Consider the following 13814-nt stretch of genomic DNA (forward strand, 5'->3'; position numbering starts at 1 on the left):
AGCCCGACACCCCGGCTCACCGCGACACGGCAACCCCCGGCACCCCGGCGCGGCCACCCCAGCTCACCGCGACACGGCAACCCCCGGCACCCCGGCGCGGCCACCCCAGCTCACCGCGACACGGCAACCCCCGGCACCCCGCGACGCAGCCACCAAGGCCCGTCCACCAGCGTCAAGCCCACCCTCACGTCGGCCACGTGCGGGGTGTCCTCGTACCTGGTCTCACTTGCGCTCGAAACGCACCACCTCCCGACCCGGCCACCAGGTGGTCGCCACCAGCTTGTCGCCCTCGACCGTTGTCAGCACCGCCTGCTGGAGGTCGAGCCGGAAGAGGTGGCTGGGTTGCATGTCGCCCTGGACGGCGTCCAGGACGGCCTTCTCGGTGATCTCGACGGCGATCCCCGACAGCTTCGCGTCGCCGTCGGCGGATGGGTGGGCGTGCAGCGCGAACCGGCCGTCGCGCTGCAGGTCGTGCGCCTTGCGCGCGCCCCACATCGACCCGATGAACAGGTCGGGCCCGTGGAAGTCGACCTCGGTGCCGCTCACCCGGGGCGACCCGTCCCGCCGCAGAGTCGCCAGCACGTGCGTCTCCGCCGCCGTCAACCGCTCACGCACCGCCGCCGCCAGCGACGGCGCCTGCTCTTCGAATTCCCTCCAGTTGGTCACGTCCGCAGTGTGACAGGGGGTACCGACAAAATCGGGAGCGCGCGCACCGCCGCCCGGCTAAGGTGCCTGCCGTGCCCGACGCGATCTTCGCCCACCCGCGCCTCGCCCAGGTCTACGACACCTTCGACGGCGAGCGGGACGACCTCGACCTGTACCTGTCGATCGCCGACGAGCTCAAGGCCGAACGCGTGCTGGACGTCGGTTGCGGCACGGGCAGCCTGGCCGTGCTCCTCGCCGCGAAGGGACGCACCGTCGTCGGCGTCGACCCCGCGGAGGCGTCGCTGGCGGTCGCCCGCGAAAAGGATCCGGACGGGAAGATCACCTGGATCCACGGCGACGTCACCGATCTGCCCCCGGCCGCCGGCGATCTCGCCGCCATGACCGGGAACGTCGCGCAGGTGTTCCTCACCGACGAAGACTGGGCCCGGACCCTCGCGGGCATCCGGACCGGGCTGCGGCCGGGCGGGCACTTCGTGTTCGAGACGCGCCGCCCGGAACGGCGGGCCTGGGAGGACTGGGCCGCGGCAACCGGCCCGCTGGTGCTCGACGTGCCCGGCGCCGGCCGCGTGGAGCGCCGCATGGAGGTCACGGACGTCAGCCTGCCGCTGGTGTCGTTCCGCTTCACGTACCGGTTCCTGGCCGACGGCGAAGTGGTCACATCGGACTCGACGCTGCGGTTCCGGGAGCGCGACGAGGTCGAGGAAAGCCTTGCCGCACAGGGATTCCGCGTGGCCGACGTGCGGGACGCCCCGGACCGGCCCGGCATGGAGTTCGTGTTCCTGGCCCAGCGCGACTAGCACGGCAGCCCCGGTTCACCACTGACCTGCACCGCCTCCGCGACTTCGACGAGTGTGGCGATCGGGTCGTCGCCGAGGGGGTAGACGCCGACGTGGTCGGCGCCTGCCGCTCGGTGGGCCAGCAGCCGGGTCGCCGTGGTGGCCTGGTCGCCGTGTGCGACGAGAGCGTCGATGAGCCGATCGCTGCCCGCGCCGGACAGATCGTCTTCGGTGAAGCCGAGACGCCGGAGGTTGCTCGCGTAGTTGTGCACACCCAGCGCGGCCCCGGGCGGCGCGGACCGGGCGACGGCGCGGGCTCGGTCCACGTCCGGCTCGACTAGGGCGAAATGCCCGGGCAACAGCAGCTTCCCGGGGCCGAGGATCGAGCGGGCCCGCCGGGTGTGCTCCGGGGTGACCATGCCGGGAATGGCTCCGGCGGTGCGCGCCCCGGCCAAGCGCAGCATCCTCGGCCCGAGCGCGGCCACCACGATGCGGTCGGACGGCACGCCCGCGCCGGCGAGCCGGTCCAGGTAGGACACCAGCGTGTCGTACGGGGAGGCGTATTCGGCGTGCACTTCGCGGTGGCCGATTCCGACGCCGAGCAGGAAGCGCCCGGGGTGCCTGGCTTCGATCCGGTGGTAGGAGGTCGCAACGGTTTCCGCGTCGGCGGTCCAGACGTTCACCACGCTCGTGCCGACGGTCAGCCGGCTGGTCGCGTCGAGCAGCTCCTCCGCGAGGGTGAGGTCCGCCGGAGGCGAGGCGTCCAGCCAGAGCGTGCCGTAGCCGGCGCGCTCCACCTCGACCGCGCGGTCCGGGTTCACTTCGTGCTCGCGCAGGTGCGCGCCGAGCAGACCGAGATCGATGTCCATGTCCCGACTCCACCACCAGGGCTCGCCGGGAACCAGAACCAAGGCTGCCGCACAGCGATAACCTCGAAGCATCGTCGCAGAGGAGACCGGGTGGAACTACGGGCGTTGCGGTACTTCGTCACGGTCGCCGACGAGCTGCACTTCGGCCGGGCCGCCGAGCGGCTGCACATCGCTCAGCCGGCGGTCAGCAGGCAGATCGCGGTACTGGAGCGCGAGCTGGGGGTCCGCCTGTTCGACCGCTCACCGCGCCGCGTCCGGCTGACCGAGGCGGGACACCGGGTGCTCGCCGCCGCGCGGGAGGCGCTCGCGGCCGCCGATCGGGTTCGGGTCGCGGCACGCGAGCGGGCAGGTGTCATGCGCATCGGGACCGGCGCGGGGCAGTTCACCGCCCGGCTGGAACGCGGGATCGACGCGTTGCGGGAACAGGCCCCGGGATTCGACGTCGTGCTCGTCGACCTGCCGCTCACCGCCCGCTTGAACGCTCTGCGGCAGGGGGAGATCGACCTGGCCCTGGCGCGGGAAGTGCGTTCGGCCCCCGGGCTGCGGGTGTTGCCGACCTGGACCGAAGCCTTGTTCGCGGTCGTGTCCACGCGGCACCCCGCCGCCGGGCGCGCGACCGTCGGCGTTGCCGAGCTGGCCGCCGGTCCCCTGAAGACTTCCCAGGACCACGATCCGTCGGTGCTCGGCGCGCTGCCGGACGTCGGACTCCAGGGACCACCGGCGCACCGCGCGGGGACGGTGCACGACACGATCGTCGAGGTCGGCTCCGATCCGCGCAGCTGGACCGTGTTGCCCGCCGACCAGGTGATCGAGATCCGCTCCACCCGGGTGCGCGCGATCCCGCTCGAGCCGCGAACGACGATCACGGGCAGTGTCGTCGTGCCGGGCGACCTCCCCGGCTCCTGCGCAGCGGCCCACGTGACGGCCTTCGGTGACGCCACGGCCGCCTGATCCCGTGTGACCCCAAAGGTCCGACCTAGCGCGCGACCGCCGACTTCGCCTCGTCGTACGCTCGGCGCGCGGCTTCGACCTCCGCCACCCGGCCCTCGACCAGCTCGATCAACTCCCGCAGCCGGCCGGCCACCTCGGCGCCGAGCGGCGTCAGGCTGTACTCCACGCGCGGCGGGATCGTCGGCTCGGCCTCGCGGTGCACGAAACCGTCGCGTTCGAGCGCCTGCAATGTCTGGGCCAGCATCTTCTCGCTGACGCCGTCGACCTTGCGGCGCAACGCGTTGAACCGGAACGGCCCCTCGGCGAGCGCGGCCAGCGCGAGCGTGCCCCAGCGTCCCGTCACGTGCTCCAGCACCCCGCGCGACGTGCACGCGCGCGCGAAGACGTCGGCGACCAACTGGTCATGCTCGGCGTCGCAACTCATGACACCGAGGATACCTGGTGGCGCCCACTATTCCCGGTGACGGTACTCACCCAGGGTTGGCACTTTCCAGAAGTTAGTACTAACTTCAGCGGTGAGCAGACGTCCGAGAAGGAGCGAGAACATGACCATCGTCGTCACCGGCGCCACCGGCCAGCTGGGCCGCCACGTCATCGCCGGGTTGCGCGAAAAGCTGCCCGCCGACCAGATCGTCGCCGCGGTGCGCAGCCCGGAGAAGGCCGCGGACCTGGGCGTCGAAGTGCGGGAAGCCGACTACGACCGGCCGGAGACGCTCGCGGCGGCGTTCGCCGGCGCGACCAAGGTGCTGCTGATCTCGGGCGACGCCGTGGGCCGCCGGGTTCCGCAGCACCAGGCCGTGGTGGACGCCGCGAAGGCGGCCGGCGTCGCGCACCTCGTCTACACGAGCGCGCCGCACGCGGACGACACCCCGCTGGTGCTGGCGCCCGAGCACAAGGCGACCGAGGAGATCATCCGCGCGTCCGGCGTGCCGTTCACGATCCTGCGCAACAACTGGTACACCGAGAACTACGTGCAGAACGCCCAGCAGGCCATCGCGACCGGCGTGCTGATCGGCAGCGCCGGCGCGGGCCGGGTCGCGAGCGCCACGCGGGCCGACTTCGCCGCGGGCGCCGTGGCGGTCCTCACCGGCGACGGGCACGAGGGCAACGTGTACGAACTGGGCGGCGACGTCGCGTGGACGTTCGACGACCTCGCCGCCGAGATCTCCGCCATCGCGGGCAAGGAGATCCGCTACCACAACCTGACCGCCGACGAGCACCGCGCGGCGCTGATCGAGGCCGGGCTGCCCGCGGAGACGGCCGGGTTCGTGGTGGCGCTGGACCAGAACATCGCCGAGGGCACGCTCGCGGAGGTGACCGGCGAGCTGGCGGCGCTGATCGGGCGCCCGACGACCCCGCTGGGCGACGGTCTTGCCGCCGCACTGAAGGAAGCCTGAGGAACGTCCACTGTGGATGTTCCTGGAAGGCGGATGACGGAGACCGTCGAAGGCATCTAGGCCTGGGAAGGCGTGACGTACGAGCCGGTCACGGTGCCGTCCGGCTGGACGCTGATCACCCTGTGTTCGACGGGTTCTGCCTCCGAAACGCGGCGCCCGGTGGGCGCCAGGTCGGGCTCGTCGAAGCAGATGAGTGTGTCCCAGCCGCTCGGGCGGACCGCGTACCCCCACGGGTCGGCATCGGTCGCCGGTGTACTGCTGCCACGGATCTCCGCCTCCTCCCCCACCAGACCGTCATCCCGTGCCGCGGGGCAGTCGAGGATCCGCACCAGATCGCCGGGCACGAAGCGGGGCGGCACGGCCGCTTCGGCGGGGCTGACGGTCACCCACTCGAGTTCCGGGTGCAGGAGGGAAACCCGGCCGTGGCCCGGCCGCACCCAGGCCGGCCCGACCGGGCTGTCACGCCATCCCTCGGGCGCGAGCGCTCGGAGCGCCGCAATGCAGTCGCCGACCCGGCCGGCCGGCTCGAGCGTCGCGCGGAACTCCAGCAGTGTCTCGTCCTTGTAGTACCGGCCCAGGCTGGAAACATCCACTGCGCCGAACACGGCCAGCGCTCGGCCAAGCTGCTGTCCGACCTCTCCGGTCGGCGACGCGGCGCGGACCATGATCCTGAGAAAGGCCCGCCGATAGCCGGGAAGGGAAGTCATCTCGGTTCCTCTCCACGGACGGCGACCACCGGGCATCGTCCGTCGCTCCTCTTGTGCTTGACTGCGCCCATGATCTCGGAGAGCGGCGCGTGCCCGGTGCCGGACGGGGAGTTGCACGTCGAGCGGAGCGGGGCCGGCCCGGCGCTGCTGCTGGTGCCCGGGGGAACCGGGGCGGCCGCCTCCTACCGGGCCCTCGCCGAGCAGCTCGCGACCCGCTTCACCGTTCTCGGGTACGACCGGCGCGGGCACTTCGGCAGCACGGACTCCACGGAGGGGCCGCTGACCGTCGCGCGGCACGCTGACGACGCGCGCGCCGTCGTCGAGCACTTCGGCTACAGCAAGGCTCTCGTGTTCGGCAGCAGCGCAGGCGGTCAGATCGGGCTGGAGCTCGCCGTCCGGCACCCGGACGTCGTCAGCGGGCTGGTCGTCCACGAGCCGCCCGCCGTCGGTCTGCTGCCGGACGCCGACGAGTGGCTCGAGTTCGCCGAGGAGCAAGCCGCCCTCAGCGCGGACGGCGACGTCTTCGCGGCGTTCCAGGGGTTCCTGGGCTCCATCGCGGGCGCCGGGCTGCCCCCGCTGAAAACCGTGCGCCTGCCGCACGAACACGAGTGGCGCCTGCTGTTCGACCGCGAACTCGTCGGCTTCTACCGCTACCTGCCGGACCTCGACGCACTCCGCCGCGGCCCGGTGCCGATCGTGCTCACCGCGGGCGAAGGCAGCCGCGGCTACTACCACTACCGCCCGGCCCGCGCGCTCGCCCTCGAACTTGGCCTGCCGTTCGTCGAACTGCCCGGGGCGCACCTCGCCCCCCAGCGCAACGCGAAAGCGTTCGCCGAGGCTCTGAACACCGTTCTCGCCGACCTGGTCCTCTGACCACCACGCCGAAACCTGTCGAGTTCCTGTGAAAGCGGTCCGCGCGCCGAAACGCGCGCTATCCTGACTCCACACGGCCGGTGTCATCCTCCCCAGTTTCACACCGGCCGGTGCTCCGGCGCTTACCTCCCCCTCGGGCGCTGGAGCGAGGCCCCCGGGCCGCGCCTTCCTCCCCCAGTTTCGGCGCGGCCCGGGGGTCTTCTCACTTCTGCGAGCCCGGCGCCACCACGCGCACGCCGTCCTGCCACACCTCGCGAATCCGCCCCGGCAACGCGGCCAGGTCGTAGGCGTCGCCGGACACGACCACCAGGTCCGCGCGGAAACCCGGCTCCAGCCTGCCCAGCGAGTCGCCGAACCCGAGCAGTTCCGCGGCCGACGACGTCGACGCGGCGAGGACCTCGCCGGGGCTCATGCCTGCCGCCTGCATCAACGGCAGCTCTTCGAGGTTCGTGCCGTGCGGGCCGACGCCGCTGTCGGTGCCCATCGCGATCTTCACCCCGGCTTCGACCGCCCGGCGCATCGACGAAGCGTGCACCTCCGCCACGTCCTCGGCCTTGCGGATCATCTCGTCGGTCAGCGCCGCGCCCGCCCGGGCCGCGCGGATGACCGCGATCGGCGCGATGAGCGTCGGCACCAGCCAGGTGCCGTGCGCCAGCATCAGTTCGATGGCCTCGTCGTCGAGGTAGATGCCGTGCTCGATGGACCGGATCCCCGCCCGCACCGCGTTCTTGATGCCCTCGGTGCCCTGCGCGTGCGCCATCACCGCCTTGCCCTGCATGGCGGCCTCGGCGACCAGGACGTCCAGCTCGGCCGGGGTGAACTGCGTGTGCCGTGGGTCGTCGCCGGGCGAGAGCACCCCGCCGGTCGTGCACACCTTGAGCACGTCGGCGCCCGCGCGCAGCAACTCCCGCGCCGCCCTGCGCATCTCGTCCGGCCCGTCGACGACCGCGTGCGGGCGGCCGGGGTGCGGCAGCGTCAGCGGAACGCAGTGCCCAGAAGGCATCCAGTCGTCGCCGTGCCCGCCGGTCTGGCTGATGATGCCGATCGAGATCTCCAGCCGCGGGCCGCTGATCAGCCCGTCCGCCTGTGCCTTCTTGATGCCGAGGTCCGCGCCGCCCGCGTCGCGCACCGTCGTGATGCCCAGTTCGAGCGTGCTGCGCAGGTTCCGCGCCGCCTCGTAGAACTGGTAGGAAAACGGTTTCTGGAACAGCTTGATCAGGCTGATGTCGGACACCGTGACGTGCACGTGGCAGTCGAACAGCCCGGGTAGCAGCGTGGTGCCCGCGCAGTCGACGACCTCGTCGCCGTCCAGGCCGGTGCCGATCGCGGCGATGCGGCCGTCCTCGACCACCACGTCCGCGTCGAACGGGTCGCTGCCGGTGCCGTCGAAGACACGGCCACCGGCGAACAGGATCCGGGTCATGCCGTCGCTCCGCTCAACCGCCGCGCGGCCAGCGACGCGAGCAGCGCCGCGCCGTCGGCCACTACGCTGTCGTCGAACGATGCCTCCGGGGAATGGTTGTACGGCGCGGAGTCGGGGTCGTCGGCGAACGTCGCCCCGAGGAACACGAACGCGCCGGGGACCCGGTCCAGCACGCGGGAGAAGTCCTCCGAGCCGGTGACCGGATCCGGCGCCTCCGTGAACCGCTCCTCGCCGAACACCTCGCGCACGGTCTCGGCGACGAACTCGTGCCCGCCCGGGTCGTTGACGGTGACCGGGTACTCGGGCGAGTAGATGACCTCGGCTTCCAGGCCGTGGGCCGCCGCGATGTCCCGGCACAGCGGGACGGCCAGCTCCGCCACCCGCTCCCGCGCCTCCTTCGAGAAGCTGCGGATGGTGGCCTCGAACCGGGCTTCCGGCGGGATGATGTTGCGCTGGGTGCCCGCGTGGAAGGTGCCGACGGTGACCACGACCGGGTCGAACACGCTGAACCGGCGGGTGACCATGGTCTGCAGCGCCGTCACCATCTCGCAGGCGGCAGGCACCGGGTCGAGCGCGACGTGCGGACGGGACCCGTGCCCGCCCGCGCCGAGGACGCGGACGAACAGCCCGTCGGCGGCGGCCATGATCGGGCCGGGGCGGGACACGAACCGGCCGCGCGGGATCATCGCCGACACCACGTGCAGCCCGTAGGCCTCGGCGACCGGACGGCCCGCCGCGTCCAGGACGCCCTCGGCGATCATGTGCCCGGCGCCGTCGTGGCCCTCCTCGCCGGGCTGGAACATGAACACCACGTCCCCGGCCAGGCGGTCGCGGTGCGCCGACAGCAGCCGCGCGGCGCCGACGAGGCCGGCGGTGTGCAGGTCGTGCCCGCACGCGTGCATCCGCCCCTCGTGCCGGGAACTGAAGGCGGCGCCGGTGTTCTCGGTGACCGGCAGCGCGTCCATGTCGCCGCGCAGCAGCACCACATCGCCGTCACCGCCCTGCCCGCGCAGCACGGCGGTGACGGACGAGAGCCCGGTGCCGGTGCTGATCTCCAGGGGCAGCCCGTCGAGGGCCTGGAGAACCGTCTCCTGGGTGCGGGGCAGGTCGAGGCCGAGTTCGGGCACTTGGTGGAGCGCGCGCCGCAGTGCCACGAGGTCGTCGGACATCGCGTGCGCGTCTTGCCTGAGATCCATCCCGGAAGCGTAACCGGAGTGCGGGCTCTACCCCAGCCGCGCGAACACGGCCGCATTCTGGCACTCCGGACGAATCCGGCAACCATTGTCAACATCGGCGTGCGGGAGATAACTTTCCGACCATGACCGCCCCGTCGTCGATGACCGCCCGGCTCGACCGGTTGCCCGTGACGCGCTTCCACCGCCTGCTCATCGCCGTCGTCGGGGTGGCGACCTTCTTCGACCTCTACGACCTCTTCCTCGCCAGCACCGTGAGCACCGTGCTGTCCAAGGAGTTCGGCGTGTCCGGCGCCGAAACCAAGCCGCTGCTGGCGTCGGCCTTCCTCGGCGCCTTCGTCGGCGCCGTGACGCTCGGCAGGCTCGCCGACCGCATCGGCAGGCGGCGCGCCTTCCTGCTCACCCTCAGCGTCTACTCGCTGTTCACACTTCTCGGCGCGTTCTCCACGGACGTCTGGATGCTGGTGGTCTGCCGGTTCGTCGCGGGCATCGGCATCGGCGCGGAACTGCCTCTCGCCGACGCCTACCTGGCCGACCTGCTGCCCGCGCACGCCCGCGGCAAGGCCACTGCCTGGGCCTACACCATCGGCTTCTGCGGCGTCCCCGCGGCCGGGTTCCTCGCACGCGGTCTGGTCGGCGAGGCGCCGCTCGGCGTCGACGGCTGGCGGTGGCTCTTCGTGATCGGCGCGCTCGGCGCGGCGATCGTGTGGGCGCTTCGCACCGGTCTGCCCGAATCGCCCCGGTGGCTGATCGCGCAGGGACGGCACGCCGAAGCCGAGGAAGTCGTCCAGCGACTGGAAAAATCCGCGCGCACGACGCTCGACGTGCCACCGGCGAGCCACGAAGAAGCCCAGCCGCAACGGTTCCGCGCGCTGTTCCGCAAGCCGTGGCGCACGCGCACCGCGATGCTGTCCGCGTTCCAGGTCCTGCAGGTGTTCGGCTACTACGGCTTCGGCTCGCTGGTGCCGATCATCCTGACCGCCAAGGGTTTCGACGTCGCCCACTCGCTGACGTTCAGCGCCCTGTCCTTCCTGGGCTACCCGATCGGCTCCGCGCTGTCGATCCCGCTGATGGACCGCTTCCAGCGCAAGTGGCTCATCGTCGCGGCCGCGGCGGGCATGGCGCTCTTCGGGCTCGCCTTCGGCTACTCCACCGGCGGCGCGGCCATCGCGATCCTCGGCTTCTGCTACACCGCGATCAGCAACGTGTTCTCCAACGCCTACCACGCCTACCAGGCGGAGATCTTCCCGACGAGCCTGCGCGCGTCCGCCGCCGGCTCGGCCTACTCGCTGTCCCGCCTGGCGACCGCCGCGATGCCGTACCTGCTGCTGCCGCTGCTGGAAGCCGAGGGCGCGACCGCGGTGTTCGTGGTCGTCGCGCTGGCGATGGTGCTGCTCATCCTGATCACCGCGGTGTTCGGCCCGCGCACCACCGGCCGGTCGGTCGACGAGATCGCCGGTGAGGCGGTCACAGCCAGTCGTCCGGGCCGGCCCAGCTGAGCACGTCCGCCTTGACCGGCGCCGCGCCGGTGTACTGGCCGCGGTAGTACAGCAGCGGCCGCCCGTTCGACGCCTCCCCCAGCGCCGTCACCCGCCCGACCACCACGAAGTGGTCACCCGCCTCGAACACGGTCTCCACGGCGCAGTCCACCCAGGTCAGTGCGTCCTCCAACACCGGGGAGCCGGACGGCGCCGGCTCCCACTCGACGGCGGCGAACTTGTCCGCGCCGCGCGCCCCGAACACCGCGCTCACCCGGTGCTGCCCCTCCGCCAGGACGTTGACCGCGAACCGCCCGCTGCGCTCGATCGCCGGCCACGTCCGCGATTTGCGGGCCGGGCAGAACAGCACCAGCGGCGGGTCCAGCGACAGCGCGGCGAACGACTGGCACGCGAACCCGGCGGGCTCGCCGTCGTCCATCGTGGTCACCACCGTGACCCCGGTCGCGAAGTGCCCGAGCACCTGGCGGAAGCGCGCCGGCTCGATCGCGGACGAGATCACTTCCGCATCCCGACGCTGAAGTCGTGGCCCCACAGGCTGACCGCGGTGCTCTCCCGCGCGATCCACGACTCGTCGTCGACCTGGCGGCCCTCGCAGCCGAACTCGACGTCGAACCCGCCCGGCGTCTTCATGTAGAACGACAGCATCAGGTCGTTCACGTGCCGCCCCAGGGTCGCCGACATCGGCACGTTGCGCCGCTTCGCGCGGTCCAGCGCCAGCCCGACGTCGTCGGTGTTCTCCACCTCGACCATCAGGTGCACGATCCCGCTCGGCGTCGGCATCGGCAGGAAGGCCAGGCTGTGGTGGCGCGGGTTGCAGCCGAAGAACCGCAGCCACGCCGGCGGCCCGTCGGCGGGCCGGCCGACCATCTGCGGCGGCAGGCGCATCGAGTCGCGCAGCCGGAAGCCGAGCACGTCACGGTAGAACCGCAGCGCGGCGTCATCGTCGTGGGTGGACAGCACGACGTGCCCGAGGCCCTGCTCGCCGGTGACGAACCGGTGCCCGTACGGGCTCACCACGCGCCGGTGCTCCAGCGCGACGCCGTGGAACACTTCCAGGGTGTTGCCCGACGGGTCGTCGAAGCTGATCAGCTCGGTGACGCGCCGCTCGGCCAGCACCTCGGCGCTGCCCTCCTTGTAGGGCACGCCGTTGGCGTCCAGCCGCGCCCGCACCTCGTCCAGTTCGGCGGCGTTGGCGGCCTCCCAGCCGGCCACCGCGAGCCGGTCGCTCTCCCCCGGCACGATCACCAGCCGCGCCGGGAAGTCGTCCATCCGCAGGTAGAGCGCGTCCGGGTGCGAGCCCTTGCCCTCGACCATGCCGAGGACCTTGAGCCCGTACTCGCGCCAGGCGGCCATGTCGGTCGCCTCGATGCGCAGGTACGCCAGTGAGCGGATGCCCATCTCATTCACCTCGCAGGAAGTCGAGGGCCAGGCGGTTGAACTCGTCGAACTTCTCGACCTGGGCCCAATGTCCACACCGGCCGAACACGTGCAGCTGCGCGCGCGGGATCGTCTTCAGCGCGACCAGCGCGCCGTCGAGCGGGTTGACGCGGTCCTCACGGCCCCAGATCAGCAGCACGCGTTGCCGCAGTTTGTAGGCCTCACGCCAGAGCATGCCCTGCTCGTAGTCCGCGCCGGCGAAGGACGCGCCCATCGCGCGCATCGCCGCGAGCGACTCGGGCGTGCTCGCGTTGGCGTAGCGTTCCTCGACCAGTTCGTCGGTGATCAGCGCCGGGTCGAACACCATGAGCCGCAGGAACGCGGCGAGCTTCTCCTTGCTCGGCCCCGGCGGCGCGGCGAACCGGCCGAGCGCCTTGACCCCCTCGGTCGGGTCCGGCGCGAACAGGTTGGTGCTCAGCCCGCCCGGCCCCATCAGGACGAGCCGCCCGGCGCGGTCCGGGTGGTCCAGCGCGAGCCGGACCGCGGTGCCGCCACCGAGCGAGTTGCCGACCAGGTGCGCCTTGCCGACGCCCAGCGCGTCGAGCAGGCCGACGACCGCCGTCGAGCTGTGCGTGAAGTACTGCGGGTGCTCGGTCGGTTTGTCCGACTTGCCGAACCCCGGCTGGTCGACCGCGAGGACGCGGAAGGACTTGGCGAACACCTCGATGTTGCGGGAGAAGTTGCTCCACGCCGAGGCGCCCGGCCCGCCGCCGTGCAGCAGCACCACGGTTTCCGCGTGCTCAGTGCCGGCCTCGTGGTAGTGCAGCCGCAGGCCGCCGCCGACCTCGGCGTACTTGCCCTCGGTCACGTCACACCATCGCATTCTCGACGGGCACGCCGAATTCGCCGTTGCCGTACATGATGTAGGCGCGTTCCGGGTCGTTCGCCGCGTGCACGCGGCCGGCGTGCGCGTCGCGCCAGAACCGCTGGATCGGTGTGCCCCGCTTGAGCGCGCGGCCGCCGGAGTTCTCGAAGAGCCGGTCCACGGCGGCGATGGCGCGCTCGGTGCCGCGCACCTGGTCGCGCCGCACCCGTAGCCGGGTGGCGAACGGCAGCTTCTCGCCGCGGCAGGCCAGCTGGTACAGCTCGTCGATGTTGCGGGTCAGCTGCAGCCACGCGGCGTCGATCTCGCTGGCCGCCTCGGCGACCCGCACCTTCGCGAACGGGTCCTCTTTGGACTGCTCGCCCATGTAGGCGGCGCGGACCCGGTTGCGCTGGTGCTCCACGTGCGCCTCGTACGCGCCCTGCGCCATGCCGATGATCGGCGCGGTGATCGTCGACGGGTGCACGGACCCGTACGGCAGCTTGAACAACGGCCCCGGGTTGATCTGCTGCCCCGGGGTGCGGCACTTCGAGGTGGCCTGGAAGCTCAGCGCGCGGTGCGCCGGGACGAACGCGTCCTCGACGATGATGTCGTTGCTGCCGGTGCCGCTCAGGCCGACGGTGTCCCAGACGTCCTCGATCCGGTAGTCGCTGATCGGCAGCAGGTAGGTGCAGAAGTCGACCGGCCTGCCCTCGGCGTCGAAGGCGGGCGCGCCGAGGAACACCCAGGTCGCGTGGTCGCAGCCGGAGGAGAAGCTCCACCGGCCGGTCAGCCGGTACCCGCCGTCGACGACGGTCGCCTTGCCCATCGGCGCGTACGACGACGAAATGCGCACGTCGACGTCCTCGCCCCACACGTCCTGCTGCGCCTGCGGCTCGAACAACCCGAGGTGCCACGGGTGCACCCCGAGGATCGAAGCGACCCAGCCGGTGGACCCGCACGCGCTCGCCAGCAGCTTCACCGCGGTGTAGAAGGTCACCGGGTCGGCCTCGTAGCCGCCGAAGGTCTTCGGCTGCAGCAGCTTGAAGAACCCGGTCTCCTGCAGCGATTTGATCGACTCGTCCGGAATGCGCCGCGCGTCCTCGGTCTCCTGGGCCCGCTCCCGCAGGACGGGAAGCAGCTCCCGGACCCCGGCCAGCACCCCGCGACCATCCTGATCGGTCATCTGCACGCCCCGTCCGTCATGTCTTTTCTCGGTCA

Annotated in this window: 15 protein-coding genes; 5 read left to right on the forward strand and 10 right to left on the reverse strand. The window is 71.9% G+C overall.

Going from position 1 to position 13814, the window contains the following annotated elements; genetic code table 11:
* Positions 1-222: 222 nt before the first annotated feature.
* On the reverse strand, positions 223-666 hold the full coding sequence (locus tag ACCP09_RS27080; RefSeq protein WP_123685538.1) for a pyridoxamine 5'-phosphate oxidase family protein: 444 nt from the start codon (positions 664-666) through the stop codon (positions 223-225).
* Positions 667-737: 71 nt separating this feature from the next.
* On the opposite strand from ACCP09_RS27080, the gene ACCP09_RS27085 reads away from it, so the two are divergent.
* On the forward strand, positions 738-1463 hold the full coding sequence (locus tag ACCP09_RS27085; protein WP_433751388.1) for a class I SAM-dependent methyltransferase: 726 nt from the start codon (positions 738-740) through the stop codon (positions 1461-1463).
* Here the strand turns inward: ACCP09_RS27085 and ACCP09_RS27090 are convergent.
* Positions 1460-2311 carry a TIGR03620 family F420-dependent LLM class oxidoreductase gene (locus ACCP09_RS27090; protein ID WP_433751390.1) on the reverse strand — a complete coding sequence of 284 codons (852 nt, stop codon included), beginning with the start codon at positions 2309-2311 and terminating at the stop codon, positions 1460-1462. The genes ACCP09_RS27085 and ACCP09_RS27090 overlap by 4 nt on opposite strands.
* A gap of 90 nt (positions 2312-2401) precedes the next feature.
* Here ACCP09_RS27090 and ACCP09_RS27095 point away from each other — a divergent pair, with 90 nt between their 5' ends.
* Positions 2402-3262 (forward strand): LysR family transcriptional regulator, encoded by an 861-nt coding sequence (locus tag ACCP09_RS27095; RefSeq protein ID WP_433751392.1) that lies wholly within the window; start codon positions 2402-2404, stop codon positions 3260-3262.
* A 25-nt stretch (positions 3263-3287) separates the two neighbouring features.
* Here the strand turns inward: ACCP09_RS27095 and ACCP09_RS27100 are convergent, their stop codons facing one another.
* The gene (locus ACCP09_RS27100) at positions 3288-3686 is read right to left on the reverse strand and encodes a winged helix-turn-helix transcriptional regulator (RefSeq protein ID WP_027935042.1); all 399 of its coding nucleotides are present in this window, start codon (positions 3684-3686) and stop codon (positions 3288-3290) included.
* A gap of 121 nt (positions 3687-3807) precedes the next feature.
* On the opposite strand from ACCP09_RS27100, the gene ACCP09_RS27105 reads away from it, so the two are divergent.
* Positions 3808-4659, forward strand: a complete 852-nt coding sequence (locus ACCP09_RS27105) for an SDR family oxidoreductase (RefSeq protein WP_433751394.1) — start codon at positions 3808-3810, stop codon at positions 4657-4659.
* Positions 4660-4715: 56 nt separating this feature from the next.
* Here the strand turns inward: ACCP09_RS27105 and ACCP09_RS27110 are convergent, their stop codons facing one another.
* Positions 4716-5366 carry a hypothetical protein gene (locus ACCP09_RS27110; protein ID WP_433751396.1) on the reverse strand — a complete coding sequence of 217 codons (651 nt, stop codon included), beginning with the start codon at positions 5364-5366 and terminating at the stop codon, positions 4716-4718.
* A 69-nt stretch (positions 5367-5435) separates the two neighbouring features.
* Between ACCP09_RS27110 and ACCP09_RS27115 the strand changes: the two genes are divergently transcribed.
* Complete coding sequence (locus ACCP09_RS27115; RefSeq protein ID WP_433751398.1) at positions 5436-6239, forward strand: alpha/beta fold hydrolase; 804 nt, start codon at positions 5436-5438, stop codon at positions 6237-6239.
* A 202-nt stretch (positions 6240-6441) separates the two neighbouring features.
* On the opposite strand, the gene ACCP09_RS27120 is transcribed toward ACCP09_RS27115, so the two are convergent.
* A complete protein-coding gene (locus ACCP09_RS27120) occupies positions 6442-7662 on the reverse strand; it encodes a metal-dependent hydrolase family protein (protein WP_123685531.1) in 1221 nt (406 codons plus the stop codon).
* The gene (locus tag ACCP09_RS27125) at positions 7659-8858 is read right to left on the reverse strand and encodes a M20 metallopeptidase family protein (protein ID WP_027935037.1); all 1200 of its coding nucleotides are present in this window, start codon (positions 8856-8858) and stop codon (positions 7659-7661) included. Before ACCP09_RS27125 ends, ACCP09_RS27120 begins: the two co-directional genes overlap by 4 nt.
* Before the next feature lie 122 nt (positions 8859-8980).
* On the opposite strand from ACCP09_RS27125, the gene ACCP09_RS27130 reads away from it, so the two are divergent.
* The gene (locus ACCP09_RS27130) at positions 8981-10354 is read left to right on the forward strand and encodes an MFS transporter (protein ID WP_433751401.1); all 1374 of its coding nucleotides are present in this window, start codon (positions 8981-8983) and stop codon (positions 10352-10354) included.
* Here ACCP09_RS27130 and hsaB read toward each other — a convergent pair.
* The 4 genes from hsaB to hsaA are packed head-to-tail and all read right to left on the reverse strand — an operon-like array spanning position 10323 to position 13779.
* On the reverse strand, positions 10323-10853 hold the full coding sequence (hsaB, locus tag ACCP09_RS27135; protein WP_378336516.1) for a 3-hydroxy-9,10-secoandrosta-1,3,5(10)-triene-9,17-dione monooxygenase reductase subunit: 531 nt from the start codon (positions 10851-10853) through the stop codon (positions 10323-10325). The two genes, ACCP09_RS27130 and hsaB, sit on opposite strands and share 32 nt — an antisense overlap.
* Complete coding sequence (gene hsaC, locus ACCP09_RS27140) at positions 10850-11752, reverse strand: iron-dependent extradiol dioxygenase HsaC (protein WP_027935034.1); 903 nt, start codon at positions 11750-11752, stop codon at positions 10850-10852. Before hsaC ends, hsaB begins: the two co-directional genes overlap by 4 nt.
* 1 nt (position 11753) lies before the next feature.
* On the reverse strand, positions 11754-12599 hold the full coding sequence (gene hsaD, locus ACCP09_RS27145) for a 4,5:9,10-diseco-3-hydroxy-5,9,17-trioxoandrosta-1(10),2-diene-4-oate hydrolase (RefSeq protein WP_027935033.1): 846 nt from the start codon (positions 12597-12599) through the stop codon (positions 11754-11756).
* Between the two features lies 1 nt (position 12600).
* Positions 12601-13779, reverse strand: a complete 1179-nt coding sequence (gene hsaA / locus ACCP09_RS27150; protein WP_027935032.1) for a 3-hydroxy-9,10-secoandrosta-1,3,5(10)-triene-9,17-dione monooxygenase oxygenase subunit — start codon at positions 13777-13779, stop codon at positions 12601-12603.
* Between the last annotated feature and the right edge of the window lie 35 nt (positions 13780-13814).

It is taken from the genome of Amycolatopsis sp. 3B14 (genome assembly GCF_050958625.1).
Taxonomy (GTDB): domain Bacteria; phylum Actinomycetota; class Actinomycetes; order Mycobacteriales; family Pseudonocardiaceae; genus Amycolatopsis_E; species Amycolatopsis_E thermoflava.

What these genes read in the sequence shown, in the direction of transcription:
- ACCP09_RS27115 (WP_433751398.1), top strand. Translation starts at nt 5,436, where the DNA reads ATGATCTCGGAGAGCGGCGCGTGCCCGGTGCCGGACGGGGAGTTGCAC.
- ACCP09_RS27090 (WP_433751390.1), bottom strand. Translation starts at nt 2,311, where the DNA reads ATGGACATCGATCTCGGTCTGCTCGGCGCGCACCTGCGCGAGCACGAA.
- ACCP09_RS27120 (WP_123685531.1), bottom strand. Translation starts at nt 7,662, where the DNA reads ATGACCCGGATCCTGTTCGCCGGTGGCCGTGTCTTCGACGGCACCGGC.
- hsaA (WP_027935032.1), bottom strand. Translation starts at nt 13,779, where the DNA reads ATGACCGATCAGGATGGTCGCGGGGTGCTGGCCGGGGTCCGGGAGCTG.
- ACCP09_RS27100 (WP_027935042.1), bottom strand. Translation starts at nt 3,686, where the DNA reads ATGAGTTGCGACGCCGAGCATGACCAGTTGGTCGCCGACGTCTTCGCG.
- ACCP09_RS27105 (WP_433751394.1), top strand. Translation starts at nt 3,808, where the DNA reads ATGACCATCGTCGTCACCGGCGCCACCGGCCAGCTGGGCCGCCACGTC.
- ACCP09_RS27110 (WP_433751396.1), bottom strand. Translation starts at nt 5,366, where the DNA reads ATGACTTCCCTTCCCGGCTATCGGCGGGCCTTTCTCAGGATCATGGTC.
- ACCP09_RS27125 (WP_027935037.1), bottom strand. Translation starts at nt 8,858, where the DNA reads ATGGATCTCAGGCAAGACGCGCACGCGATGTCCGACGACCTCGTGGCA.
- hsaC (WP_027935034.1), bottom strand. Translation starts at nt 11,752, where the DNA reads ATGGGCATCCGCTCACTGGCGTACCTGCGCATCGAGGCGACCGACATG.
- ACCP09_RS27130 (WP_433751401.1), top strand. Translation starts at nt 8,981, where the DNA reads ATGACCGCCCCGTCGTCGATGACCGCCCGGCTCGACCGGTTGCCCGTG.